The sequence below is a fragment of the Planotetraspora mira genome, from assembly GCF_016863275.1.
Classification (GTDB): domain Bacteria; phylum Actinomycetota; class Actinomycetes; order Streptosporangiales; family Streptosporangiaceae; genus Planotetraspora; species Planotetraspora mira.
Window position 1 is genome coordinate 116,443 of record NZ_BOOO01000038.1, and the last position, 25,378, is coordinate 141,820.

22 protein-coding genes are annotated in these 25,378 nt (G+C 70.8%); 10 read left to right on the plus strand and 12 right to left on the minus strand.

The annotated features are described in order from the left end of the window. The first annotated feature begins 245 nt into the window (after positions 1-245). The 5 genes from Pmi06nite_RS32495 (at position 246) to Pmi06nite_RS32515 (ending at position 6,301) form a co-directional block, all read left to right on the plus strand. On the plus strand, positions 246-1,877 hold the full coding sequence (locus tag Pmi06nite_RS32495; protein WP_203956985.1) for a DUF7847 domain-containing protein: 1,632 nt from the start codon (positions 246-248) through the stop codon (positions 1,875-1,877). Next, a complete protein-coding gene (locus Pmi06nite_RS32500; protein WP_239114359.1) occupies positions 1,874-2,521 on the plus strand; it encodes a DUF4129 domain-containing protein in 648 nt (215 codons plus the stop codon). Before Pmi06nite_RS32495 ends, Pmi06nite_RS32500 begins: the two co-directional genes overlap by 4 nt. Next, positions 2,518-3,729 carry a DUF4350 domain-containing protein gene (locus Pmi06nite_RS32505; RefSeq protein WP_203956986.1) on the plus strand — a complete coding sequence of 404 codons (1,212 nt, stop codon included), beginning with the start codon at positions 2,518-2,520 and terminating at the stop codon, positions 3,727-3,729. Before Pmi06nite_RS32500 ends, Pmi06nite_RS32505 begins: the two co-directional genes overlap by 4 nt. Further along, positions 3,726-4,730: an AAA family ATPase gene (locus Pmi06nite_RS32510; RefSeq protein WP_203956987.1), complete on the plus strand. Its 1,005-nt coding sequence runs from the start codon at positions 3,726-3,728 to the stop codon at positions 4,728-4,730. Before Pmi06nite_RS32505 ends, Pmi06nite_RS32510 begins: the two co-directional genes overlap by 4 nt. Before the next feature lie 185 nt (positions 4,731-4,915). Then, positions 4,916-6,301: a DUF58 domain-containing protein gene (locus tag Pmi06nite_RS32515; protein ID WP_203956988.1), complete on the plus strand. Its 1,386-nt coding sequence runs from the start codon at positions 4,916-4,918 to the stop codon at positions 6,299-6,301. A 3-nt stretch (positions 6,302-6,304) separates the two neighbouring features. Here the strand turns inward: Pmi06nite_RS32515 and Pmi06nite_RS32520 are convergent, their stop codons facing one another. Then, on the minus strand, positions 6,305-7,297 hold the full coding sequence (locus tag Pmi06nite_RS32520; protein ID WP_203956989.1) for a stage II sporulation protein M: 993 nt from the start codon (positions 7,295-7,297) through the stop codon (positions 6,305-6,307). A gap of 40 nt (positions 7,298-7,337) precedes the next feature. Between Pmi06nite_RS32520 and Pmi06nite_RS32525 the strand changes: the two genes are divergently transcribed. Further along, positions 7,338-8,315: an RDD family protein gene (locus Pmi06nite_RS32525; RefSeq protein WP_203956990.1), complete on the plus strand. Its 978-nt coding sequence runs from the start codon at positions 7,338-7,340 to the stop codon at positions 8,313-8,315. 167 nt (positions 8,316-8,482) lie between these two features. Here the strand turns inward: Pmi06nite_RS32525 and Pmi06nite_RS32530 are convergent, their stop codons facing one another. Both Pmi06nite_RS32530 and ahcY read right to left on the minus strand, forming a co-directional pair. Further along, positions 8,483-9,712 (minus strand): adenosylhomocysteinase, encoded by a 1,230-nt coding sequence (locus Pmi06nite_RS32530; protein ID WP_203957050.1) that lies wholly within the window; start codon positions 9,710-9,712, stop codon positions 8,483-8,485. Between the two features lie 400 nt (positions 9,713-10,112). After that, positions 10,113-11,540 carry an adenosylhomocysteinase gene (ahcY, locus tag Pmi06nite_RS32535; protein ID WP_203956991.1) on the minus strand — a complete coding sequence of 476 codons (1,428 nt, stop codon included), beginning with the start codon at positions 11,538-11,540 and terminating at the stop codon, positions 10,113-10,115. A gap of 170 nt (positions 11,541-11,710) precedes the next feature. Between ahcY and Pmi06nite_RS32540 the strand changes: the two genes are divergently transcribed. The 3 genes from Pmi06nite_RS32540 to Pmi06nite_RS32550 all read left to right on the plus strand — a co-directional run bounded on the left by Pmi06nite_RS32540 (position 11,711) and on the right by Pmi06nite_RS32550 (position 13,987). Then, entirely contained in the window at positions 11,711-12,043 is a 333-nt protein-coding gene (locus Pmi06nite_RS32540; RefSeq protein ID WP_203956992.1) for a MerR family transcriptional regulator, read from the plus strand. A 118-nt stretch (positions 12,044-12,161) separates the two neighbouring features. After that, entirely contained in the window at positions 12,162-13,343 is a 1,182-nt protein-coding gene (locus Pmi06nite_RS32545) for a sensor histidine kinase (protein WP_203956993.1), read from the plus strand. Continuing rightward, complete coding sequence (locus Pmi06nite_RS32550; RefSeq protein WP_203956994.1) at positions 13,340-13,987, plus strand: response regulator; 648 nt, start codon at positions 13,340-13,342, stop codon at positions 13,985-13,987. The genes Pmi06nite_RS32545 and Pmi06nite_RS32550 overlap by 4 nt, the downstream gene beginning before the upstream one ends. Positions 13,988-14,007: 20 nt before the next feature. On the opposite strand, the gene Pmi06nite_RS32555 is transcribed toward Pmi06nite_RS32550, so the two are convergent. From Pmi06nite_RS32555 to Pmi06nite_RS32585, 7 genes are all read right to left on the minus strand, one after another. Further along, positions 14,008-15,159, minus strand: coding sequence for a DUF6114 domain-containing protein (locus tag Pmi06nite_RS32555; RefSeq protein ID WP_203956995.1), 1,152 nt, complete (start codon positions 15,157-15,159; stop codon positions 14,008-14,010). A gap of 100 nt (positions 15,160-15,259) precedes the next feature. Further along, entirely contained in the window at positions 15,260-15,856 is a 597-nt protein-coding gene (locus Pmi06nite_RS32560) for a DUF6230 family protein (RefSeq protein ID WP_203956996.1), read from the minus strand. Positions 15,857-16,112: 256 nt separating this feature from the next. After that, positions 16,113-17,051 (minus strand): cation diffusion facilitator family transporter, encoded by a 939-nt coding sequence (locus Pmi06nite_RS32565; protein WP_203956997.1) that lies wholly within the window; start codon positions 17,049-17,051, stop codon positions 16,113-16,115. 43 nt (positions 17,052-17,094) lie between these two features. After that, positions 17,095-18,237 (minus strand): SIS domain-containing protein, encoded by a 1,143-nt coding sequence (locus Pmi06nite_RS32570; RefSeq protein WP_203956998.1) that lies wholly within the window; start codon positions 18,235-18,237, stop codon positions 17,095-17,097. After that, positions 18,234-18,407 carry a Trm112 family protein gene (locus Pmi06nite_RS32575; RefSeq protein WP_203956999.1) on the minus strand — a complete coding sequence of 58 codons (174 nt, stop codon included), beginning with the start codon at positions 18,405-18,407 and terminating at the stop codon, positions 18,234-18,236. The genes Pmi06nite_RS32570 and Pmi06nite_RS32575 overlap by 4 nt, the downstream gene beginning before the upstream one ends. A gap of 5 nt (positions 18,408-18,412) precedes the next feature. Then, positions 18,413-19,768, minus strand: a complete 1,356-nt coding sequence (locus Pmi06nite_RS32580) for a phosphomannomutase/phosphoglucomutase (RefSeq protein ID WP_203957000.1) — start codon at positions 19,766-19,768, stop codon at positions 18,413-18,415. 93 nt (positions 19,769-19,861) lie between these two features. Then, the gene (locus tag Pmi06nite_RS32585; RefSeq protein WP_203885029.1) at positions 19,862-20,227 is read right to left on the minus strand and encodes a DUF3499 domain-containing protein; all 366 of its coding nucleotides are present in this window, start codon (positions 20,225-20,227) and stop codon (positions 19,862-19,864) included. Positions 20,228-20,355: 128 nt separating this feature from the next. Here Pmi06nite_RS32585 and Pmi06nite_RS32590 point away from each other — a divergent pair, with 128 nt between their 5' ends. Next, entirely contained in the window at positions 20,356-20,829 is a 474-nt protein-coding gene (locus tag Pmi06nite_RS32590; protein ID WP_373317348.1) for a metallopeptidase family protein, read from the plus strand. Positions 20,830-20,840: 11 nt separating this feature from the next. Here Pmi06nite_RS32590 and Pmi06nite_RS32595 read toward each other — a convergent pair whose 3' ends face one another. Together Pmi06nite_RS32595 and Pmi06nite_RS32600 are read right to left on the minus strand one after the other, a co-directional pair. Continuing rightward, positions 20,841-22,364, minus strand: coding sequence for a DUF5719 family protein (locus Pmi06nite_RS32595; protein WP_203957001.1), 1,524 nt, complete (start codon positions 22,362-22,364; stop codon positions 20,841-20,843). After that, positions 22,361-25,219, minus strand: a complete 2,859-nt coding sequence (locus Pmi06nite_RS32600; RefSeq protein WP_203957002.1) for a glycosyltransferase family 2 protein — start codon at positions 25,217-25,219, stop codon at positions 22,361-22,363. The genes Pmi06nite_RS32595 and Pmi06nite_RS32600 overlap by 4 nt, the downstream gene beginning before the upstream one ends. Positions 25,220-25,378 lie beyond the last annotated feature (159 nt).

Consider the following 25,378-nt stretch of genomic DNA (forward strand, 5'->3'; position numbering starts at 1 on the left):
TTACACGACCATGACAAAGGATGCAGTTTAAGGGGCCGGGGAAGAACGCGCGATGATCTGACCAGATGCGGCCACAACCGCGGGGAACGCTTCAGGGATGACACGTTCCAAGTTTGCGCATGAATATGCCGTTTCTGCTATCCCCACGGCCTGCTGATCGCAGTCTGACCACGGAGTTCCGCTCGGCTGGGAGCGCTCACGCGATCACCGCGCCATTAGTCCGTACATCGTGCCAGGATTGGGACATGACAGACGGCCCTGGCCCCACCCCCGATGTGCCATCAGGCTGGGCTGCCGAGCAGCCGCCACCGTACGGACGGTCGGAGGGGGCCTGGACCGCTCCGGGAGCCTCCGGCGCACCCGATTCCCAGGGGCAGCCTCCGGCGCAGCCCGCCCCGCCTCCCCCCGGCCAGCAGTACGGGGGTCAGCCGTACGCGGGCCAGCAATACGGCGGCCAACCGTATGGCGGCCAGCCGCCCGGGCAGCAATACGGCCAGCAGTACGGCGGCCAGCAGGGTTACGGGCCGTACCCGACGGGGGCATACGGCGCCTACCCGCCTGCTCCGTACGGCTATCGCCCGCAGGCGCCCCGGCCGGGCATCATCCCGCTGCGCCCGCTCGGCCTCGGAGACATCCTCGACGGCACGATCAAGCTGATCCGGTCGAACCCCCGGACCACGCTCGGCCTGTCGGCCATCGTGGCGGCGATCACGACGATCCCGCTCGCGATCGGGCAGGCGTTCTATTTCCAGTCGATCGGTGACGTCTTCTCCGACCCTGAGTCGTTCGAGGGCGAACTCCCCCTCGGGGGCCTCGTGGCCCAGTACATCGGGACGCTCGCGTCCGCGGCCCTGGGCTTCGTCGCCACGATCATCCTCACCGGAATCCTGACGCGGGTGCTCGGGCGCGCGGTCTTCGGCGGCCGCATCACGGCGGGGGAGGCCTGGCGGTCGGTGCGCCCCCGGTTCTGGGCCCTGTTCGGGCTGGTGTTCCTGCAGGGGCTCATCCTCATCGCCCCCTTGCTGATCCTTGTCACGTTGATCGTCGTGCTGGTCGCCTCCGGCACCTTCGGCGACCTCAACAGCGACATGAACGTAGGCGGGCTGATCGGTCTCGTCCTGCTGTCCATCCTCGCCTGGGCGATCTACTTCGCGTTCTTCAACACCAAGTTCTCGCTGTCGGCTCCCGCCCTCGTGCTCGAACGGCGCGGGGTCATCGACTCCATGCGCCGCTCGTGGTGGCTGGTGAAGGGCGGCTTCTGGCGGGTCCTCGGCATCCTGCTCATCACGTCGATCCTCACCGGGCTCCTCAGCGGCATCCTGTCCGTGCCCTTCTCCCTGGGCTCCTCGCTGATCGGCATCACCGGGGCGAGCGGGGGCGCCGCGGTCCTCGCCGGCATTCTGATCTTCGCCGGGAACGTGCTGACCGCGATGATCACTTATCCGATCGCAGCGGGCGTGCACGGACTTCTCTACGCCGACAGGCGGATGCGCGCAGAGGCGTTCGACCTCGTGCTGCAGACGGCCGCCGGGCGGAACCAGGAACAGGGCTGGATCCACGAGAGCGTCGACGACTACTGGCATCCCTCCTACGCGGCGGAGTCCGGCGCCCAGTACGGCGCTCAATACGGTCAGCAGTACGGCGGCGCGCCTTACGCCGGCGTGCCGTATGGCACGGGAGCCGCGCATCCCTACGCCGCCCCGGGAACGGCGTCGTACGAGGCCCCGGGCACGACGCCCTACGGGACTCCGGGGACGGCGCCGTACGAGACTCCGGGAGCAGCGCCCTATGGGACGACGGCCACCCCTTCCTCCGGAGCTCCCGAGGCATCGCAGCAGGGGACTGCGGAGACCCCTCCACACGAGCCGCAGCCGTGACCCTCTTCCTGTCGCCGTCCCTCGCACCGCTCGGGGCCCCCGTCGACATCGGGCGTGACCAGGCGCAGCAGGAGGCGGCGCGGGAGCTGCTCAAGTCGGGCTACCAGCACGAGTCCCTGTTCGATCGGATAGGCCGTGTCGTCCAGCAGTTCCTCGACGATCTCCTGGGCGCCGGCGGAAACGCAGGCGGCAGCGCGATCTCGCTCATCCTCATCGTGGTCATCCTCGTGATCCTCGGCGCCCTGCTGGTGTGGGCCCTGCGCCGCACATCACGCGGCAGCCGTACGGGCGTCGTCGTCTTCGGCGGGAAGGAGCGGACGGCCGCGGAGCACCGGGCGGAGGCCGAACGGCTGGCGTCGGCGGGCGACTGGACCCGGGCCGTCCAGGAACGTCTCCGGGCGATCGCCCGGGGGCTCGAAGAGCGCGCCATCGTCAGCCCGCTGCCCGGCCGTACCGCCCTCGAACTGGCGCAGACCGCAGGACAGGCGCTGCCTTCGCACGCCTCCGACCTGCGGTCGGCCGCCCGGCTCTTCGACGACGTGACCTACGGCGAGGTGGCGGGGACGCCCGAGGCCTACGCCGTTCTCAAGGATCTCGACGAGCGCCTGATGGCCGCCCGCGTCGCGCTGGAGGCCTCCGCATGACGCTCCAGACGACCGAACGGTCGTACTCCGTCTCGCCCACGGCCCGAAGCATCTGGAAGCGGGGGCGCGCGATCGTCCTGGTCGCCGCCATCGTCGTGGTGGCGGCGGTCGTCCCGGTGCTGCTGCCGTCCGGGTCGACCGGTGGCGGCAGCGCGCTCGACCCCGGCGACTCCTCCCTCGCCGGCAGCAAGGCCCTGGCCCAGGTGCTGGGCGCGCACGGAGTCTCCGTCCAGCGCGTGGACGACGTCGCGACGGCGCTGGCCGGGCTCGGCACGGACGGCCAGATTCTCATCACTGAGGCGACGGACCTGACGGCGAGCGAGGCCGGCCGGATCGCCGCCGCTCCGGCCGACAGGCTGATCGTCGGGCAGGTGCCGTACCTCGACGTGCTGGCGCCCGGTCTCATCAGCGAGGTCGGCGGCACCTCCTCACGGTCGCGACCGCCGTCGTGCGGGCTGCGCGAGGCGAACGCGGCGGGCAGCGCCTACATGGGCGGCACCTCGTTCACCGGCCCGCCCGGATCGACGGGGTGCTACCCGTCGGACGGCAAGCCGACTCTCGTCCGCTACACCGCCGGCGGCCGTACGGTGACCGTCGTGGGCGACGGCCAGTTCATGACGAACCTCAGGCTGGCCGAGGACGGGAACGCCGCCCTCGCCGTCAACCTCGCGGGCACGAAGTCGCGGCTCATCTGGCTGGTGCCTCCGGCCGAACCCGACCAGATCTCCCAGTCGTCCGGCCCGGACGGGTCCGACGGTTCTGACGGGGCCGGTTCCGAGCCGAAGAGCCTCGGCGAGCTGATCCCTTCGGGAGTGGGCTGGGCGGTCGTCGAACTCGTCTTCGCGCTGGGCGTGGTCGCCCTGTGGCGTGGACGGCGGCTCGGCCCTGTCGTCGCCGAGCGCCTTCCGGTGGTCGTGCGGGCGGCCGAGACCGTGGAAGGCCGGGGACGCCTGTACCGGGCACGCCGCGCACGGGACCGGGCGGCCCTCGCGCTCCGCGCCGCCACGATCGACCGCATCACCCCGCGCCTCGGGCTTCCCCGCACGGCGACACCCGACGAGATCGTCACAGCGGTGTCCGCGCGAACCGGAGAGGATCCGGAGCAGGTACGGCCGGCTCTGTTCGGCGGCGCTCCCGCCGACGACGCCGGGCTCGTCGCCCTGGCCGGATACCTCGACACACTCGAAAGGCAGGTACAAGACTCGTGACGACACCTGGATCCGGGGCCTTCGGAGCCGGAGCCCCGCAGGCCTCCACGCCGGGGGCCGACGCGGCGCGGGAGGCGCTCGCCACGTTGCGAGCCGAGGTCGGCAAGGCCGTGGTGGGGCAGGACGCCATCGTCACCGGCCTCGTGATCGCCCTGCTGTGCCGTGGGCACGTGCTGCTCGAAGGCGTCCCCGGTGTGGCCAAGACGCTCATGGTCCGCGCCCTGTCCGCGACGCTGTCGCTCGACTTCAAGCGGGTGCAGTTCACCCCCGACCTGATGCCGGGCGACGTGACCGGCTCGCTGGTCTACGACGCCAAGTCGTCGGAGTTCGAGTTCCGCGAGGGGCCGGTCTTCACGAACCTGCTGCTCGCCGACGAGATCAATCGCACGCCGCCGAAGACCCAGGCCGCTCTGCTCGAGGCCATGGAGGAGCGCCAGATCAGCGTCGAGGGCTCGGCCCGCATGCTCCCCGACCCGTTCATCGTGGCGGCGACCCAGAACCCCATCGAGTACGAGGGCACCTACCAGCTCCCCGAAGCCCAGCTGGACCGGTTCCTGCTCAAGCTGACTGTCCCGCTGCCTCCCCGGGAGCAGGAGATAGCGGTGCTCGAACGGCACGCTCTCGGCTTCGACCCGCGCGACCTGACGCACCTCAAGCCGGTCGCCTCAGCGGCCGATCTGGAGGCCGGCCGGGAGGCCGTCAAGCAGGTGCACGTGGCTCCGGAGGTGCTCGGGTACATCGTCGACCTGGCCAGGGCGACACGTCAGTCGCCGTCGTTGCAGCTCGGCGTGTCACCTCGAGGCGCGACGGCCCTGCTGGCGGCCGCTCGGGCGTGGGGTTGGCTGTCCGGCCGTTCGTACGTCACCCCTGACGACGTGAAGGCCCTGGCCCGGCCGGCTCTGCGGCACCGCGTTCAGTTGCGCCCGGAGGCGGAGCTCGAGGGCGCCACCCCCGACGGCGTCCTGGACGGCATCCTGGCCTCGGTCCCCGTCCCCCGCTGACCCACCCCTCCGGCGTGATCATGCACAGGTTCGTGGACAGGCCGGCTGACCTGGCATTACTCCGGGCGTGATCATGCGCAAGTTCGCGATCAAGTGGGCTGACCTGGGAAGATGGAGTTCGTGATCATGCACTGTGGGGCGGGAGCCGTACGAGCGGGAGCCGTACGAGAAGGAGGGGCGGCACCATGGCGCTGACAGGACGTGCGGGGTTGCTCGCGGCCCTCGGCGCCCTTGTGGTGCTCTTCGCGCCGCGGCCGGGGCTCGCGGTGCTGGGCATCGTGCTGCTCCTCGCCTTCCTGGTCGTGGTCGACCTGATCTTCGCGGGCGGAGTGCGCCCCCTGCGCTTCAGCCGCGAGGGCGAGCGGCTCGTACGGCTCGGCCAGTCGGTCACCGTCGGCCTGATCGTGGAGAACCCCGGCACGCGCCGGGTCCGCGGGGTGTTGCGCGACGCCTGGCCGCCCTCGGCGGGAGCCACGCCGCGGCGACTCGACATCGACGTGCCGAGAGGCGAGCGCCGGCGTCTCACCGTCACACTCACGCCGACCAGGAGGGGCGACCGTGAGGCGGTCACGGTGACGGTCCGCTCGCTGGGGCCCCTCGGCCTGGCCGGGCGGCAGGGAAGGCATCGGGTTCCGTGGTCGGTGCGGGTGCTGCCGCCGTTCCTGAGCCGCAGGCATCTGCCCGCCAAGCTGGCCCGCCTGCGGGAGCTGGACGGTCAGCACCCCGCGCTGGTGCGGGGTCAGGGCACCGAGTTCGACTCGCTGCGGGAGTACGTGGTCGGCGACGATGTGCGGTCCATCGACTGGCGGGCCAGCGCGCGGCGCAACGACGTCGTCGTGCGCACCTGGCGCCCGGAACGTGACCGCCGGGTCCTCATCGTGCTCGACACCGGCCGAACCTCGGCGGGCCGGGTGGGCACGGCTCCGATCCCGTCGGCGCCTGAACAGGCCGAACCCGCCGGGGGCGACCGATCGGACCAGGGCGACGGCGGGCGGCGTCCGCCTCCCGGATGGCCCCGGCTGGACTGGTCGATGGACGCCGCGTTGCTGCTGGCCGCCCTCGCCGCCCGTGCCGGCGATCGCGTCGACTTCCTCGCCTACGACCGCGTGGTCCGTGCCTGGCTGTCGGGCGCGGCGCGTACGGAACTGCTGTCGTCCCTGGTCAACGTCATGGCGCCGATCGAGGCCGAGCTCGTCGAGGCGGACTCGCCCGGCATGGTGGCCGCCGTCCTCGCCCGGGCGAAGCGGCGTTGCCTGGTGGTGCTGCTGACCGACCTCAACGCGACCGCCATGGAAGAGGGCCTCCTGCCCCTGCTCCCGCAGTTGTCCTCGCGGCACCTGGTGCTCGTGGCCGCCGTCGCCGATCCGCGCGTCGCGGCCATGGCCTCGGGACGGGGTACGTCGGAGCAGGTCTACGACGCGGCGGCGGCCGAGCAACTGCGGGGCGAGAGGCGGCGGATCACGTCTCTGCTGCGCCGTCACGGCGTCGAGGTCGTGGACGCCCTCCCTGAGGACGTCGCCCCCGCGCTGGCGGACGCCTACCTCGCACTGAAGGCGGCGGGCCGTCTCTGACAGTCAGCCGGTGGGGGCAAGGTCCGGGGCGAGCTCGATGTCGCCCGTCTCGTCCTGCCGTACGGCCCGGCGTCCGAAGACGATCACATAGGCGAGGAAGAGGGTCTCGGCGAGCGCGCCGATGCCGATGCGCGCCCATGTGGGCAGGCCGGACGGAGTGACGCCGGCCTCGATGAGGCCGGAGACGAAGAGCACGACGACCAGGCCCAGCGCGACGCTCATCACGGCCCGCCCCTGCTCGGCCAGGGCCTCCCCGCGCCGGCGCGGCCCGGGGTCGATGACCGTCCAGCCGAGGCGCATCCCGACCCCGGCGGCGAGGAAGACGGCGGTGAGCTCCAGCAGCCCGTGCGGGAGGATCAGCCCCCAGAAGATGTCGGCCTTGCCGTTCGCCGCCATCAGACCGCCGAGGAGGCCGCCGTTCGCCGCGTTCTGGAACAGGATGTAGGGAATCGGCAGGCCCAGCAGGACCGCGGAGGCGATGACCTGCATGCTCACGTACGCGTTGTTGATCCACACCTGCCCGGCGAACGACGCGGCCGGATTCTCCGAGTAGTAGTCGGCGAAGTCGTGGTCGACCAGTTGCCTGATGTCCTCGGGGGTCCCGATCGCGGCCTGGACGTCGGGGTTCTTGGCTATCCAGACCCCGATGACCCACGCGACCACCAGCGAGGCGAGCGACGCCCCCAGCCACCACCTGCGCGCCCGGTAGGCGACCACGGGGAAGGACACCGTGAAGAACCGGACGACCTCGCGCCAGGCCGGGCTGTGCGCCCCCGTGACGGCCGAGCGGGCCCGGGCGACCAGCGTGGACAGGCGGCCGACCAGGATGGCGTCCCTGGAACCGGACCGGACGATGGACAGGTGCGTCGCGGCCCGCTGGTACAACTCGACCAGTTCGTCGACCTCCGCGCCGTTCAGCGAGCGACGCCGCCGGACCAGGTCCTCAAGCCGGTCCCAGGTCGGCTTGCTGGCCGCGACAAACGCATCGATGTCCACAGATCAAACCCTATCGACCGCCGCACAGTAGGGTGCGAGTGTGTCAGAAGTCGTGACGGGTGAGGCCGTCGTCGTCGAGGTGCGGATCGCCCAGCTGCCCAGCCGCGCAGCGGCCTTCATCATCGACTGGCTCGTGCAGGTGGCCGCCCTGATCGTGATCTCGCTGCTGCTGGCCAACGCGACCATCATCACCGATGGCGCGCTCGCCGCAGGCCTGGGCATCCTGTTCTCCGCGCTCGTCCTGGTCGGCTATCCGGTGATCTTCGAGACGGTCAGCAGAGGACGGAGTCTGGGCAAGCTCGCGCTCGGGCTCAGGGTCGTCAGCGAGGACGGCGGACCCGAGCGCTTCCGCCAGGCCCTTTTCCGCGGGCTGGCCGGTCTGGTGGAGTTCTGGGCGCTGTCCGGCGCTCCCGCGCTCATCACCTCGCTGATCAACCAGAAGGGCAAGCGACTCGGCGACGTCTTCGCGGGCACGATCGTCATCGGCGAGCGCTCGCCGCGACAGGCCCCGCCGCCCCCGATGCCGCTGCAACTCGCCGGATGGGCCTCCTCGCTGCAGCTCTCGCAACTCCAGGACGAGCTGGCCAACACCGCCCGGCAGTACCTCTCCCGCTGGCACCAGCTGTCCCCGAACGTGCAACACGACATGGGGATGCGAATCGCGGGCCAGGTGAGCGCGTGCGTCGCGCCGCCGCCCCCGCCCGGCGTCCCGCCGTACGCCTACCTCGCCGCCGTGCTCGCCGAGCGCCGCCGCCGGGAGGAACTGCGGCTCGCGCAGACCCGGGGTCCCGCCTCGCCGTACGGCCGGGCTTCTCAGTGGAATCAAGGGGCCTCGCAGCCGGCCACACCGCCGTACGACGGAGCGCCCGGGTCACCCGCGTTCCCGTACGGCACGGCGCCGGCGCACCCGTCGGACGTGGCACCTCGGAGCCCCGGCCAGGAGACTCCTGCTTCCGTCCCGAACCCGCCCGCGGAGCCGGCCGGTCCGACACCGGGAGGATTCGTCCCCCCGACATGAGGTGTAGACCCAGGCCAGAGGGGCATGGGTCCGGAATGCAGGTCATGGGGCCATGCCTGCTAATGGGGTTGAGGTGAGGCACGACCAGGTGCGGAGGAGAGGCCGCACGGGTCGTGCCCACCTTTCTTTTCAGCTCTTTTGTGCGTCTTTTCAGCTCTTTTGTGAGCTCAGGAGCCGACCCGCCAGGAGTGGAGATAGTCCTCCTGCTCGGCGGTGAGCGCGTCGATCGCGATCCCCGCCGCTCCCAGTTTCAGCCTCGCCACCTGGAAGTCGACCTCCGCCGGAACGTCGTAGACGCCGGGCGTGAGCCGTACGGCCTCCTGGGCGAGCCATGCGACGGCGAGGGCCTGGGCGGAGAAGGACATGTCCATCACGGCGGCCGGGTGCCCCTCGGCGGCGCTCAGGTTGACCAGGCGGCCCTCGGCGAGGAGGAGCAACCGCCTGCCGTTCTCCAGGACGTACTCATCAGTGTTCGGGCGGATCCCGAAATGCACGGCCTGCGCCATCTCTTCCAGGGCGCGGACGTCGATCTCGACGTCGAAATGACCGGCGTTGGCGAGAATCGCGCCGTCCTTCATGGCGGCCAGGTGCTCGGCGCGGATCACGTCGCGGTTGCCGGTGACGGTGACGAACACGTCGCCGATCTCCGCGGCCCGCCACATCGGCTGCACGTCGTATCCCTGGAGCGCCGCGTCGAGGGCCTTCACCGGGTCGATCTCGGTGACGACGACCCGTGCGCCCAGGCCCTTGGCCCGCTCCGCGACCCCCCGGCCGCAGAAACCGAAACCCGCGACGACGACCGTGCGCCCGGCCAGCAGGATGTTCGTGGCCCGCATGATGCCGTCGAGGGTGGACTGGCCGGTGCCGTACCTGTTGTCGAACATCCGCTTGGTGCGGGTGTCGTTGACCGCGACCATGGGGAACCTGAGGGCACCCTCGGCCGCCATCTGGCGCAGCCGGATGATGCCCGTCGTGGTCTCCTCGCAGCCGCCGATGACCTCGTCGAGCAGTTCGACTCGTTCGGTGTGCAGGATGTTGACCAGGTCGCAGCCGTCGTCGAGCACGATGTTCGGCGCGATGTCGAGCGCCCGATGGATGTGCCGGTAGTAGGTGTCCCTGTCCACTCCGGCCCGGGCATGTACGGCGATGCCGTACGTGGACAGCGCCGCGGCCACGTCGTCCTGGGTGGACAACGGGTTGGAGGCGGCCAGCGCGATCTCGGCGCCACCCGCCTTGAGCGCGCCCATGACCACTGCGGTCTCCGCGGTCACGTGCAGGCAGGCGGCGATGCGCAGTCCGTCCAGCGGCCTGTCCTGGGCGAACCCCGCCCCGATGGCCTCGAGGACGGGCATGGACCTGGCGGCCCAGCCGATCCGCCGCTCCCCCGCCTCCGCCATCCCGCCGTGATCATGCACAGATTCCTCGATTCCCGCCGCCACCTGCGCCAACCTCGCGCGTGATCATGCACAGGTTCGCCGTTACCCGCATCGACCTGACCCTTCGCTGAGCGTGATCATGCACAGATTCGGAAGCGACTATCCTGACCTGCGAAAATGCGTTTTGTGATCATGCACCGTACGGTCACACCTTTGCGCGCGACCGTACGGCACTGCATGATCACGAACCTCGTCGTCCCAGCTCATGCACCACTTTCACGAAGGTGTGCATGATCACGATCGACGTCGCCGCTGCTCAGCGGCCATTCGACCGAATGTGTGCATGATCACGCACAGGAGCGTCGCAGCTCAGCGAGCATGCGCACGAACCTGTGCATGATCACGCCCGTGTGGATGGGGCTCAGTAGCGGTAGTGGTCGGGCTTGTAGGGGCCCTCGACGTGCACGCCGATGTACTCGGCCTGCTTCTTCGTCAGCTTGGTCAGCTTGACTCCGAGCGCGTCGAGGTGGAGGCGGGCGACCTTCTCGTCCAGGTGCTTCGGCAGCACGTAGACGCCCACCGGGTACTCCTCGGTCTTCGTGAAGAGCTCGATCTGGGCGATCACCTGGTTGGTGAACGAGTTCGACATCACGAACGACGGGTGGCCGGTGGCGCAGCCCAGGTTCATCAGACGGCCCTCGGCCAGCACGAGGATGGAGTGCCCGTCAGGGAAGACCCACTCGTCGACCTGCGGCTTGATGTTGTTCTTCACGATGCCGGGGATGCGGCCCAGCCCGGCCATGTCGATCTCGTTGTCGAAGTGCCCGATGTTGGACACGATCGCCTGGTGCTTCATCTGCGACATGTGCTCGGCCGTGATGATGCCGAAGTTGCCGGTCGTCGTGACGAAGATGTCCGCGATGCCGACGACGTCCTCCAGGGTGGTGACCTGGAAGCCGTCCATGGCCGCCTGCAGGGCGCAGATGGGGTCGATCTCGGTCACGATCACGCGGGCGCCCTGGCCGCGCAGCGCGTCGGCGCAGCCCTTGCCCACGTCGCCGTAGCCGCAGATCACCGCGACCTTGCCGCCGATCAGCACGTCGGTGGCCCGGTTGAGACCGTCGATCACCGAGTGGCGGCAGCCGTACTTGTTGTCGAACTTGGACTTCGTCACCGAGTCGTTGACGTTGATCGCCGGGAAGAGCAGCTGGCCCGACTTGTGCATCTCATAGAGCCGGTGCACGCCGGTGGTGGTCTCCTCGGTGACGCCCTTGATCTCCTGGGCGATGGCGCTCCAGCGCTTCTCGTCCGTGACCGTACGGCGGAGCGTGTCGAGGATGATCGCCCACTCCTCCGGGTCGTCCTCGCCGGCGACCGGTACGGCCCCCGCCTTCTCGAACTCGGCGCCCTTGTGGACGAGGAGCGTGGCGTCGCCGCCGTCGTCGAGGATCATGTTCGGGCCGGAGCCGTCGGGCCACGCGAGCGCCTGCTCGGTGCACCACCAGTACTCCTCCAGCGTCTCGCCCTTCCACGCGAAGACCGGCACACCGGAGGGGTTGTCGGCGGTGCCCTCGGGCCCGACGACGACCGCGGCCGCGGCGTGGTCCTGCGTGGAGAAGATGTTGCAACTCACCCAGCGGACGTCCGCTCCGAGCGCGACCAGCGTCTCGATCAGCACGGCCGTCTGGATCGTCATGTGCAGCGAGCCCATGATCTTCGCGCCCCTGAGCGGCTGCGAGGCGGCGTACTCCCTACGGGTCGCCATCAGGCCCGGCATCTCGTGCTCGGCGAGGCGGATCTCCTTGCGGCCGAAGTCCGCAAGTGCAAGGTCGGCGACCTTGAAGTCCATTTTCGTGTCCCTCCATTGTCCGTCGCAGCGAGTCTAGGCCGCGTGTACGGCACGGCGCACGCCAGGAAGGCCGAACCTGACACGAGAATGTAAGAATCAGCCGCAAGGGGCTGCCAAAGGGCCTCCGGACTGTCTAGCGTGAGCGCAGACGAGGCGCGAAAGGGGCAGGGATGCGGATAACGGAAGCCGCGCGACGGCTGGGTGTGTCGCCGCGGATGTTGCGCTATCGCGAGTCCCTCGGTCTCCTGCCGCCCGTGCGTGACCGGGGGTCGCACCGCAGGTTCGGCCCGGACGAGCTCGCCGCCGTCAGCCAGGCCATGGATCTGGAACGCCGCTTCGACATCTCCCCCGCCGAGCTGGCGTTCGCGCTCAGGGCGATGTCCGAGCCGGCGGTGGCCCAGGCCGTACGCGACCTCGGCGTCAGGATCGGCCGCATCCAGGCGCCGCGCCGGGCCCTCGACTTCGAGAAGGAGAAGGCCCTGCGGCTTCTGCGGCCCAGATGACCTCGGTGGCACCAGTGGCCCGGGTGGCCCCTGTGGCCCCTGTGGCCCCACTCGGGTGACCCCGAGGTCGCTCTCTGGAGTGACGACACCTCAGGGAGATCGGCGGACAATCCTCGGTGTGAACCTGACGTCACGAATCGACCAGGTCGAACGGAACATCACCTCGTTCGATCTCCGCACCGCCCTGAGCTCCCCCATTGATCTCGTGATCGGCGTCACCCTGGCCGTCTTCGGGCTCCTGGGCGCAAGGTACGCATCCGGGACCTTGGACATGGCAGGCATCGTCCTGGCGACCGGACCGCAGGTCATGCGCCGCGCCTACCCGTGGCTGACCGTCGTCCTCACCTTCCTCGGCGCCGTCCTCATCGCGATGTTCCCGCAGATGCCCGCCGCCTGGGTGCTCCCCGTGGCCATATCGGCGGCGCTGTCCTTCTACACGGTCCAGCGCCACCTGAGCCGGCGGGCGGCCTGGCTCCTCGCGGGGGTCATCGGGGTGCCCCTCCTCGTCGCCGCCGGCGGCGTCCTGCTGTTGCATCCCTACCTTCTCCCGATCGCGGCCGCGGCCGTCGGCGGGGCGGTCCTGCTGGCAGGGCTGACCATGCTGGCCGACGTACGGCGGAGCCAGACAGAGGTCAAGGAGGTGCGCGCGGACAACCTGGAGACGCTGCGGGAGCAGGCGGCCATGGCCGAGCGGGCGCGGATCGCCAGGGAGATGCACGACATCGTCGCCCATTCCATCTCCATGGTCGCGGTCCAGGCCGAGACCGCGCCGTACACCATCACGAACATGAGTGACGAGGCCAAGCAGGAGTTCGCGGAGATCGCCACCGCGGCCCGCGGGACGCTGACCGAGATGCGGCGGCTGCTCGGCGTGCTCCGCGCGGACGTCCCTCCGGAGACGGCACCGCAGCCGGGGCTGGCACAGCTGCCCGAACTGCTCGAACATCACGGCGGTGACGTGGACCTCGACATCCTCGGAGAGGAGAAGGAACTCCCGCAGGCCGTGGACGTGTCGGCCTACCGGATCATCCAGGAATCCCTGACCAACGCCAGAACACACGCTCCGGGGGCCCGGGTCTCCATCGAGATCGCCTACCGGCCCACGCTGCTCGCCCTCAGGATCGCCGACGACGGCCCCGGCCCCTCAGCGCGGGAAGACGCCGCGGACGGCCCGCGCGAGACGCCTGGGCACGGGCTGATCGGCATGCGGGAACGGGCCGTGGCCCTGGGCGGCTGGTTCGTCGCCGGACCGGCCCCGGCCGGAGGCTTCCTCATCCAGGCAGGGCTTCCGCTCGAATGATCAAGGTTCTCGTGGCCGACGACCAGCCGGTGGTGCTCAGGGGGTTCACCGCCGTGCTCGCCGCGCAGCCGGACATCGCCGTCGTCGGAGCCGCCGCCGACGGCGGAGAGGCGGTACGGCTCGCGCGTGCCGAGCGCCCGGACGTCGCCCTGCTCGACATTCGCATGCCGGTCATGAACGGCATCGAGGTCGCCCGGGCCGTCACCGAACTGGGCGCCAAAGCGCTCATGATCACAACCTTCGACCTGGACGAGTACGTCTACGAAGCGCTCCTCGCAGGGGCGAGCGGCTTCCTTCTCAAGGACATCCGGGCCGACGATCTGGCGGACTCGGTGCGAGTCGTCGCGCGTGGGGACGCGCTGCTCGCACCACAGGTGACCAGGCGCCTGATCGCCGAGTTCAGCGCGCGGCGGCGGGCCGCGGCGGCGACTCTGCTCACGCCCCGGGAGTCGGAGGTCCTCCAACTGATCGCCCGCGGGTTGTCCAACTCCGAGATCGCGGCCGAACTGGTCGTGACCGAGCACACGGTGAAGACCCATGTGGCGCGCCTGTTGGCCAAACTCGGCCTCCGCGACCGAACCCAGGCCGTGATCCACGCCTACGAGACCGGGCTCGTCCGGGCCGGAGACCGCGACCCCGGCTGACCCCGGCCGCCCCCGGCGGGTCAGGGCGCGACGACCAGCCGCAGGCCCTCGGCCTGGAGGGAGTCCGCCGTGACATAGGGCTGCTCGCTCACGATGTCGGTCATGGTCAGCGGAAGGTCCAGCCTCGGCACCAGCTTCAGCGCCCTGACCAGCACATTGGGATGCTCGGCCGTGAACTCCTGGCGCAGGCCGAGGAGCGTGCCGGTCATCTTGGTCGTGTAGATGTCGACGTTCCCGACGAAGGTGAAGGTGCTCCCCGTCAGGGTGGCGCGCCCCATCGTCTGCCGCGGCCCGGACAACACGGCCCGGTCCATGGTGAACCACAACATCTTGACCATGCCGGTCGCGGTGGGAAGTTCCACGACGCCGTGGAACTTCATCCCCGTCATGGTCAGCGACGGCGCGCTCACCGACGCCGCCTCCGTCGCCGCCACCGGCGTCGCGGGAGCGCTGATCGCGCCGGTCGCCTGCGGGGCGATTCCGGACATCAGGACCAGCGGCAGTACGGCGATCGCCAGCGCCCTGCCGCCAGGGCCCGCCTTCCCGCCGGGTCCTGCACCTGAACCACCGTCATCGCCGGATGGGGGCTCCCGGCCCGGAGTCGCGGATCCCCCGACTCCGGGCGGGTCTCCGGCTGAATCACGGGCTGGATCATCGGCCGACGCGTCCTTGACCCGCCCGATCCACACGCCCGACGCGCCGCCGGCGGGCTCGTCAGGAGAGGCGGGAAGCGCGTTCGCGAGTTCGTCGCCGCTGACGACGCGCCGCCGCGTGAAGGTCAGGCCTGCCGTCGGCGGTGGGGCCGCCTGCGGGTCGGCCGGACCGGCTGCGGCGGGCTCGGGGGTCCACGCCGCCGCGAGCGCCCCTCCGACGAGGCCCAGCAGCATGCCGACGAGGAATCCGCCCAGGTTGGCGTAGACGAAGGACGCGAGCGAGACGAGCACGGCCACCACGCCCAGAAAGATCCGCTGGCCGGGCTGCCACCACAGCAGCAGGCCGACGGCGATCAGCACCAGCGCGATCAGATAGCTGGCCCCGACCGTGCCCGACTGGATGACCAGGGGCAACGCCTGCGAGGCGAACGGGATGCTCAGCAGTTCCACCCCGCCGAGGATGGTCAGCAGGCCGCCCCAGAAGGGCCGGGTCCTGCGCCACGGCGTCGGATCGCTCACGGACGCCTGCCGGGACGGCCGGACGACGACTCCCCGGGCGGAGGCGTCAGGAGCGGAGACACCCGGAAGACGGGCGCCGAGGGTGAGAACGGCGACGGCATCAGAAGCACTCGTGCTTACCGGGCTCGACGGTCAGCTTGAGGCCGGGCAACTTGAAGGTCGCCGCGTTGACGGCCCACGAGACCTGCTTGAAGCCGGTGATCGAGACGGCGCTGGCCTGCTGCCCGAACATCCCCGAGGGACCCGCCCCGCCGGAGACCGCGTCGAGGGTCCCGGCGTCCCTGCCCACCTGGATGCGCGTGAAGACGGCGTTACCCTGCAACTGGGACGCATCGACGATCATGTTCTCCGCGACCACGGGGTTCTTGCCCGTCCCCGCGGTCAGCTTGATGGTCACCGCGCCCACTGGCGAGTCGACCAGCACGGTCTGGCACATGTTCGTGAGCGTGGCGTGCCGGATGCCCGACACCGCGACCGGGATCTTCCGGCCCTTCTTGTTCTGGACCAGGCTGCCGTACTGGACGAACCCCTGCCCCTGGAGCTTGTCGGCGGAGACCTTGAACGTGTCGCCCGAGACCACGAACGACGCTCCGATCGCGCCTTCCGCGGTGGCTCCGACGAGCACCGACGCGATCGCGATCGCGGGCACGAAGACCAGCGCGAAGCGCTTCCACCGCACACGTCCCTGCTCGACCATGGGCACCTCCCGCGAGGTCAAATAGGTAAAGCCCAAGTTACCCACGAGTACAGGGAGGTAAAGGAAACACGCATCACATTTTCGTCACGCTGCACCCCGGGTCACCGCGCGACCGGCGGCCACGGCTACCGGTCTCCACCTCGAAAAATTCCGAGACATCCCGATAAATCGTGATCAGTTACGCACCCGGCGCGCCATGACAACGCAGCGAAGGAAGGCGGAACGGCGACCTGACGGGACGTCGAGGGTCGTCCCGTCAGCGCACCTGCGGCGAGGGCGCCTGCTCCGTGCGGTCGAGGTCGGGCTCCAGGTAGATGACCCGGGCGATCGGCACGGCGGCGCGGATGCGCTGCTCGGCCTCGTCGATCCCCCGGGCGATCTCGGTCGCCGTGTCGTCGTGGTCGACCGCGATCTTCGCCGCCACGAGGAGTTCCTCGGGGCCCAGGTGGAGCGTGCGGAGGTGGATGACCTTGGTGACCTCGGGGGCGTTCTCCAGGGCGGCGCAGATCTGCTCCTCGACCTCGGGCGCGGCGCTCTCCCCGATCAGCAGCGACTTGGTCTCCATCGCGAGGACGAAGGCGATGGCGGCGAGCAGCACGCCGATCATGATCGTCCCGATGCCGTCCCAGACGGCGTCACCGGTGACCACCGCCATGGTCACGCCGAACAGCGCGAAGATGAGGCCCAGCAGCGCACCGAGGTCCTCCAGCAGGACGACGGGCAACTCGGGGGCCTTGGACCTGCGGATGAACCTCACCCACGACGCGTCGCCCTTGTGGGGCAACGACTCCTTGATGGCGGTCCTGAACGAGAAGCCCTCAGCGATGATGGCGAAGATCAGCACACTGAAGGCCCAGATCGGCGACTCGACGGGGTGCGGGTCAGCGATCTTGTGCCAGCCCTCGTAGATGGAGAACAGCGCGCCGATGCTGAACAACACGAGGGCCACGACGAAGGCGTAGAAGTACCGCTCACGGCCGAACCCGAACGGGTGGGTGCGGGTCCGCGCCCGCTCCGCCCGCTTGCCGCCCAGCAGCAGCAGAGCCTGGTTCCCGGAGTCGGCCACCGAGTGGACGGACTCCGCGAGCATCGATGACGACCCCGTGAAGACGAACGCCACGAACTTCGCCACCGCGATCGCCAGGTTGGCGCTCAGCGCCGCGATGATCGCCTTGGATCCGCCACTCGCACTCACAAGAACTCCTCAGGAATCGGCCAAAAAGATCCTAGAGCGAAATTCAGGCCCTGAGTTCCGTGACGTCCGAAAACGACTCCGGGTCGATGCCGTATCCCAGCGCGGCGTAGACGGCCGCGTAGTCGCCCAGACCGATCAGCGACGCGAGCCGCTCCAGCGGCTGGACGCCCTCGGCCACGACCTCGGAGACGGGAACGCCCCTGTCCTCCGCCAGCCCGACGGCCGCCGTACGGTTCCTGACGACCTGCTCCTGCTCCTCGGCGTCACGCAGCAGGACGAGACGCAGCTTGGCGCCCTCGCCACCCGGCTCGTCGGCGAAGGGGTCGGCGAAGACGTCCCGCCCCGCGAGCGGCCCGCTGAACGCGGCGAGCTGATGCCGGCTCTCCGGGATCTCTCCCCAGATGGCCGGATATTTGGCGATCTCGTTGAGCCGGAACGCCAGCCAACGGGCCGCGGCCCCGGCCAGGGGCGAGCTGCCCCAGATCATCGGGACGCTCCCCGCCAGCTCGGTCGCGAGCGTCTTGCCGGGGTTGATGAACGACTCGCTGGACGGCCGGCATCGGTGGGCGATGTCCTCCAGCCGCACGGCCGCCGCCTCGAAAACGTCCTCGCCGGCCTCCACCAGCCCGAGCGCCGAGGCCGCGACGACCAGCGGGACTGCGAGCTCCCACAACGTCCCGCCCGACCGCGCGGCCTCGCCCTCCAGCGGCACGTACGGCCCGCCCGCCCGCGTCACCACATGCTCGAGCGGGGACCGCGCCGGTCCGACGCCCATGATCGAGGCGCCGCGCCGGGCAGCCTCCGCCGCCGGGGCGAAGGTCTCCTCCCCGTCGCCGGGACGCGAGACCGCCATGACGACGTCGGCGGCGCCGACCCAGCCCGGCAGCCGGTGGCCGCGGACGGTGACGACCGGCAACGGCGCGCCGTACCCGATGACGGCGTCGAGCACGTCGCCCGCTACGGCGGAGCCGCCCGTGCCCACCACCACGATCGCCCGGGGACGGCCGAACCGCCCGAGGGAGGCCACCTGCGCCTCGACGGCGGCCCGGTAGGCGGTGCGCACCCGAGCCGCCGAGGACGCGACGGCCCGCAGCACGCCCGAAGGATCACCCTCGGCCAGATATGCCTGGTCGTCGAGGCGATCCGGCTCGAACACCGTGCCGGGTGCCGCTCCGGCGTCGGTCATGCCTTGCGAGCCTCGTCGACCAGGAGAACCGGGATGTCGTCGCGGACCGGATAGACCAGCCCGCACTCCGAGGACGTGCAGGCGAGTTCGTCGGTGTCGCTCTCCACACGCAGGGGGGACTTGCACGCCGGACAGGCCAGAATGTCCAGCAGCCAGTCGTCGATCTTCAACTCGGTCAGCTCCTTACCACAGCGAGCACTTCGTCGCGCACGGTGGCCATCATGTTCTCGTCGGTCGCCTCGGCGTTGAGCCGCAGCAGCGGCTCTGTGTTGGACGGGCGCAGGTTGAACCACCAGCCGGGGCCGGTCACGGTGAGACCGTCCAGCTCGTCGAACCTAACACCCTCCCGTCCCGAGAATGTCGCGCGAACCCTGTCGAGCGCCGCGCCCTGGTCGGAGACCGTGCTGTTCAGCTCGCCGGACGCCGCATACCGCGCGTAGCGCGACAGCGTCTCCGACAGCGGCCTGTCCTGTTCGCCGAGCGCGGCCAGCACGTGCAGTGCGGCCAGCATCCCGGAGTCGGCGAACCAGAAGTCACGGAAGTAGTAGTGGGCCGAGTGCTCGCCCCCGAAGACGGCGCCGGTCCTGGCCATCTCGGCCTTGATGAACGAGTGCCCCACGCGCGTGCGCACCGGGAGGCCGCCGTGCTCGGCGACGATCTCCGGGACGCCCTGGGACGTGATCAGGTTGTGGATGACCGTGGCCCCCGGATGCCGGGCCAGCTCCCGGACGGCGACCAGCGAGGTGATCGTGGACGGGGAGACCGACTCGCCGTTCTCGTCGATCACCCAGCAGCGGTCGGCGTCGCCGTCGAACGCGAGGCCGATGTCGGCTCCCCTGTCGACGACCGCCTGCTGCAGGTCGCGCAGGTTCGCCGGCTCGAGCGGGTTCGCCTCGTGGTTGGGGAAGGTCCCGTCGAGCTCGAAGTAGAGCGCGGTCAGCTCGATCGGCAGTCCCTGGAAGACCGGGGGAACCGTGTATCCGCCCATGCCGTTGCCGGCGTCGACCACGACCTTGAGCGGCCGGATGCCCGACAGGTCGACCAACGATTTGAGGTGCCCGGCGTAGTCCGCCAGCAGGTCCCGCCGCGTCACCTCGCCCTTGCCCGGGACGCCGCCCAGACCTGCGGCCAGCAGTTCGGCGGCGCGGTCGCGGATCTCGGTGAGGCCCGTGTCCGCGCCCACCGGCACCGCGCCGGCCCGGCACATCTTCATGCCGTTGTACCGCGCGGGGTTGTGGCTGGCGGTGAACATGACCCCCGGCAGCCCGAGGGAGCCGCTGGCGTAATAGAGCAGGTCCGTCGAGCCGAGGCCGGTGTTCACGACGTCGGCGCCGCGCGAGGTCGCCCCGCGCGCGAAGGCCGCGGCCAGCGGGACCGAGGAGGGCCGCATGTCATAGGCCATCACCATGGCCGCGGCATCGGTCACCTCGACGAACGCCGCTCCGACGGCCTCGGCGGCCTCCTCGTCGAGCTCGTCCGGCACGACGCCACGCACGTCGTACGCCTTGAAAATCCTGCTGAGATCGGCCACGACAGTCCCCGGACTCCTTGATGTCTCGCACATGAGCCTATAGCGCCTGATCGTTTCGGACGGCGGGCGGAATCGCGGTGCCGTACGGGGAGGTCACCGCTCCCGGTTGGGCTGGGCCGACTTCAGGACCCGGAGATGCCCTCGCCTGCCGACCTCGACCGCCTGGCCGATGGGCTCCCCCGCGGCGGGGGCGGGGCGGGCGGCCTCGCGGACCGCGTTGGCGAGCGCCTCGAGATCGTCTCCGCTGGGCGAGCCGGCCTCCGACGGCAGTCGGACGACCTCCCAGCCGCGCGGCGCGGTGAGCCGTTCCGCATGCTCCGCACACAGGTCGTAACAGTGCGGCTCGACGTACGTCGCCAGGGGCCCGAGGACGGCGGTCGAGTCGGCGTAGACATACGTGAGTGTGAAGACGGCAGGCTGCCTGCAGGCGGTACGGGAACAGCTGCGGACGGGGCTCACGGAGGGACCGTATCCGGTCCGCGTGCACATTGCCACCACCCCGAAGCTCTTATCGAGCGTGTCGCCACAATTCGGACAGCGGCGATACGGCTCGCCGCGCGTCACGGGCGGCGCTTTAAGCTGACTGCGTGACAGAGCCGAGCGAGCGTGGCGACATGCCGCAGCCGAAGCGACGTGTGCGCCGACGTGATCGGCACGGGCGCGGGATGCGCGGCCCGCTGGCCCCGGCTCACGTCCCCATCTCCAAGTCCCGCGGCGAGCGGTTCGACGACCTGGTGCTCGAGGCGGTCGACCGGCTCAAGCCGCGTTGGGGCGCCCAGCTCGCCTCCGTCGAGTTCGCCGTCGAAGAGGTCCCCCCGGTGAACGAGCTGATCGACGGGCCAGCGAGGCTGTCGTCCGACCCCATCCCCTTCGGCAGGGCCGATCCGGCGAGCGGCGGGGATCCTGCCGCCGTGGTCGTCTATCGCCGCCCCCTCGAGGCGCGCGCACGAGACCGGGACCAGCTCGGCACGCTCGTCTTCGACGTCGTCGTGGAGCAGGTCGCCAGCCTCCTCGGCCAGACCCCCGAGACGATCGACCCCGGATACGACGACCGCCACTAGGGCGGCCCTGTTCACGGCAGGACGGCGCTCGGCGAGTCGGCGGTGGGCGGGACGAGCGCCCAGATGGTCGCGGGAGCGAGCGGCTGGTCCGTGATCAGCTGACCGCTGGGGGTGTCCTCGACGAGCACCCGCCCGCCGTACACGGGCCCCGACCCGGGCTGCGGCTGGATGACGACGCTGAACCCCGACTCGCCGCCGGGCGGCGCGGCCAGCTTGACCTCCTTGGTCCGGGCGGCGGGCACCTTGACCTCGACGGGCTCCGGCACGGCACCCCTCTTCGGCACCAACTGGACCTTGAGCGTGGCCGCGGCGAACGGGGCCGACAGGACCAGGCGGGACTCCTGCTTGCGGGTGACCCGGTTGTCCGCCACGACGCTGCCCAGATCGATCGGCGAGGCCCCCGCGGTGAAGGCGACGTCCTGGCTCAGGCCCGTCCCGGTGATCTTCATGCCCGCGATGATCGGGACGTCCGAGGTCAAAACGAGGGCGGCGGGCTGACCGCCGATTCCCGTGGACAGGTCGAAGGTGCTCGTCGACCCCGCCAGGACGTCGACGGTCTCCTTGTTCTTGAGCGCGTAGGAACCGTCCTTGAGCACGGCCTTCACCTGGACGACGGTGTCCTGCTCGCCCGGAGCCGTCACGTACAGCTCCCTGAGCCCGGCCATCCCCGGGATGCCGGGTACCACGACCTGGGTGGACGGAGGTGCGGCCACGGGCAGCCAGTCGACGCCCTCGGCCTTGCCGAGCACCGCCTTGATCGCCGCCGCCACGCGTCCGCCGCTCGTGCTGACCTCCACGGCCATCACCAGTGGAGAGGGCGCGAGGTCGCTCAGCTTGACCGTCCGGTGCTCGCCCGGCTGGAGGACCATGCCGCTCCCCCGGTCGCTGAGCACCGGCCCCTCACCGGCGTAGATCATGACCTCTACGTTGGCGGGAGCGGAGTCGGCGTTGGTGAGGTAGAGCGTCATGGCGGCCGCGGCGGGACCGGGCCCGACGAACCAGGCGTCCGCCCCCGGCTCGACGCAGCGCGTGGACGCCAGGCCCCGCTGGCTTCCCGCGTCCGCCCGTGCCGTCTGCGCGGCCTCGAGTCCGGCCGCCATCGACCCGGTGCCCGCGACGGCCAGCGGGGCGGTGCCGGCCTTCATGTCCTGCTGCCACAGGACGCCGGGCTGCTCGAGCGCCGCCGGCGGCTTTTCCGCCTTGTCTCCGGCGCCCTTCTTGGCGCCCTTCTTAGGAGCGTCCTTGCCTGGGGCGTCCTGGGGCGGGGCGCCCTCGTCGGGGGCCGGGGTCTCCGTGATCTCGCCCACGGTGGCGCTCCCCTGGCCTTGGGCGCCGGGGGGCGTCACCACGCTCACCCTGCTTCCGCCAGGAGACGGGCAGACGGTCGTCAGTGACTCCATGAGGGCCCGGACGGGCTTGGGCGGCGTGTGGACCACCGGGGCGGGCCGGCTCGCGTAGGCGACGCCGTAGAGGGCGCCGAGCGCCACGAGCACCAGCGCGAGCAGGCCGAAGCGGTTCTCGATCAGACTCTTCACACCGGCACCCGATCCTCACCAGCCCGGCGGCGTCCCCGGGGTTCCTCCTGTGGCACGTCGGCGTACTGCTCCTCCGCCTCGGCCGTACGGGCGCCCGGCGAGGCCAGGATCAATATGACGAGCAGGAGAGTCGCCTGAGCCCACAACCAGATCCTGTGCATGGAGCCGCCTCCTGACGGAGGAGGCGGCGCCGGAGCGGGCTGGGCCAGCCGCCACAGCCCCCCGGCCGCCGACAGGCTCATCCGCACCAGAGCCGGCTCGGAGTCCAGCGTGCGGTGCAGGGAGGCCTCGACCGGCCCCGGCACGCTGACGAACTGCACGCCGTACTGGGCGAGCGTCTGAGCGTAGGTGCCGCCGCGGCCGGAGGCGAGGCCGGCGACGGCCGTGCCGAACCGCTGGGCGGCGTCCTTCGGAGACTCGAGATCGGACTCCCCGATCAGGGGGGCGCCGCCGCGCAGGACGCTGTAGGTGACGACGCCGTCTCTCGGGCGCAGCACCAGCGTGCCCTGCCCCTTCGCCGACCCGACGGCGGCGAGCAGGGGCATGGGGTCGCGCACCCCCCGCTGGAGCGGTTCCTCCGCGCCGGACCTGACCCATACCGCCGCCGCCGCGAGAGGCGTCGCGAACGCCACGACGACGATCAGCCCGGCCGCGGCGCGGCGGAGCATTCCCGTGGCGGCGAACTCCCCGATCCAGCGGGCCGGGCGGGCGGCCGCCACGAGCAGTCCGGTGGCGGCGAAGGCCAGAGGGACTCCCGGCCAGACGGGGACGCCGTGGACGGTCAGGCGGCCGACGACGATCGCCACCAGGACACCGAAGAGCATGACTCCCCAGCCGATCGCCACGACCATCTGGTGACGGCGTACGAGCAGGGCGGCCAGCGCGACGGCGACCAGGCCCGCGGTGACCCAGACCGGCGGTGTGCCGGGGCCGCCGGGGCTCAGCATCAGCAGGTTCTCCGCCCCCAGCCGGGGATCGGTCAGCGCGATGTCGTGCAGGCCCGACTCGAGCAGGATCCGGCCGGGATCCCCGACGAGTTGGGCGAGCCACGGGAAGAGCAGGACGATCGGGGTGCCGAGACCGATCGCGAGCGCCATGCCCACGCCCTTGCGCACCCCGGCGAAGGACACCGCTGCGAGCGCGCCCAGGATGGCCACCAGCACGTAGAGGAGCGGGACGAAGGCCGTGCCGATCGCGAGGAGGAGGCCGAACCCCCATGCCGCGCGGCGCGAGCCCGCGACGATCCTGGTCGCGAGCGCCGCGTAGACGGGAAGCAGCACGAAGACGATCGCGGTGCCCAGGCGCCCGCTCGCGATCACCCCCGTCGCGACCGGCAGCAGGGCGTAGGTGGCGGCCAGCCACACCCTCGCGGGCGTGTACGAGATCATCTTCTTGGTCGCCGCGTACGCGGAGAAGCCGGCCAGCGGCACGCAGCCCAGGAGCAGGACGGAGACCGCCAGCCACGTCTTGCCCAGGAAGATCGTGGAGACCAGGGCCAGCAGCGCGACGTACGGAGGGGTCCAGGTGTCCGAGCCGAGGCCCGTCACGTGGTGGTTCTCGGTGTAGAGGCGCCAGAGGTCGGAGGCTCCGCCGGTGATCGGCACCAGTGAGCCGCCGCCGAGGAGGCCGCCGTAGAGAAGGGACCGCTCGGCCGCCACGGTGACGGCCAGGAGCGCGAGGCAGAGCAGGACGCCGGGGCTCGTGAACAGCCGCTGCATCAGGCCGGAGTCGCTGAGCAACTCCTCGCCGTCCTCCTCGTCCGTCTCCGCCGCGGCGTGGTGGCGGCCGGCCGAGTCGACGGGCCCGGCGCCCGCGATGAAGCCCTGCACCATGTCGGCGAGCCGTCTGAACGCCGCACCCGGGGGGGTGAGCAGGCGCGCGACCGACGGGTATCCCTGCTTACGCCACTGTCTGCGCCGCCTGCGCGCTCGGCTCAGCCGTCCGGGACGGCCGATGACGGAGGCCAGCGCGGCCATCTCGTCGAGGGCGTTCGCGGGTTGCTTGGCCACGAGGAACAGGACGGTCCGGAACACCGATCCGAAGATGTTCCGGAAGATCGACCGAATCAGCGCCCAGAACGGCAGGTTCGCCATGATGACCAGCAGCGCGTTGCGCCGGTCGAGTCTGCGCGGATGCTCGTTGCTCACCGAGAGCCGTCTGCGGCGGCGGGTCGCGGCCTCGGCGTGCCAGGCCACCGCCTCCGTCACGTTGACCACCCGGTGGCCCGCGGCCCGAGCCCGCCAGCACAGGTCGAGGTCGTCGCGGAACAGCGGGAGTTCCGGGTCGAGGCCGGACAACTGGTCCCAGACGTCGCGCCGGATCAGCATGCCCGCCGTGGAGACCGACAGCACGTCGCGGAGGCCCTCGCCGTCGTGCTGGCCCTGGTCGTACTCCCTCGGTTCCAGGCCCGTGTCCCGCATCCCCGATCGGCTGACGGTGACGCCGATCTCCAGCAGCGAGCGCCTGTCGAGCCAGTCGAGGAGCTTGGGCCCGAGGATCGCGGCGCCCGGATCCTGGTCGGCGGCCCACAGCAGGGCCTGCAGCGCCTGGGGGTCGGGGGCGCAGTCGTCGTGGAGCAGCCAGACCCACTCGTCGACCGGTTCGTGTCCCTGGGCGCGCGGAAGCCTGTCCAGGACTTCGTGGACGGCCTCGCCGAAGCCGGTGGACCTCGGCATGGTCAGCACGCTGCCGGCGCCGAAGGCCTCGGTCAGCATCTGCCCGCCGCCGTCGCGGCTGCCGTTGTCGACGCCGACGACGCGGTCAAGCGGCCGGGTCTGGCGCCGGATCGCCGCCAGTGTCTCCTTGAGCCAGCGTGCGCCGTCGTGAGCGACGACGATCGCGGTGACCGATTGCACGTCAGGTCCTTGGGGGTCGTACGGCTGGCTGAGCGCCGCCCACGATACGGCAACCTGGGACAGCCGATCACATGTGCGCCGAACCGTTAGATCGGAAGAGGCCTGACTCGAACCGGCTGATCACCCGTGTGAAGCACTGAGCGGGGGTCACGCGTTCCC

Coding starts and splice junctions, on each gene's coding strand:
- Pmi06nite_RS32495 (WP_203956985.1), top strand. CDS start 246: ATGACAGACGGCCCTGGCCCCACCCCCGATGTGCCATCAGGCTGGGCT.
- Pmi06nite_RS32505 (WP_203956986.1), top strand. CDS start 2,518: ATGACGCTCCAGACGACCGAACGGTCGTACTCCGTCTCGCCCACGGCC.
- Pmi06nite_RS32515 (WP_203956988.1), top strand. CDS start 4,916: ATGGCGCTGACAGGACGTGCGGGGTTGCTCGCGGCCCTCGGCGCCCTT.
- Pmi06nite_RS32530 (WP_203957050.1), bottom strand. CDS start 9,712: ATGGCGGAGGCGGGGGAGCGGCGGATCGGCTGGGCCGCCAGGTCCATG.
- ahcY (WP_203956991.1), bottom strand. CDS start 11,540: ATGGACTTCAAGGTCGCCGACCTTGCACTTGCGGACTTCGGCCGCAAG.
- Pmi06nite_RS32540 (WP_203956992.1), top strand. CDS start 11,711: ATGCGGATAACGGAAGCCGCGCGACGGCTGGGTGTGTCGCCGCGGATG.
- Pmi06nite_RS32550 (WP_203956994.1), top strand. CDS start 13,340: ATGATCAAGGTTCTCGTGGCCGACGACCAGCCGGTGGTGCTCAGGGGG.
- Pmi06nite_RS32560 (WP_203956996.1), bottom strand. CDS start 15,856: ATGGTCGAGCAGGGACGTGTGCGGTGGAAGCGCTTCGCGCTGGTCTTC.
- Pmi06nite_RS32570 (WP_203956998.1), bottom strand. CDS start 18,237: ATGACCGACGCCGGAGCGGCACCCGGCACGGTGTTCGAGCCGGATCGC.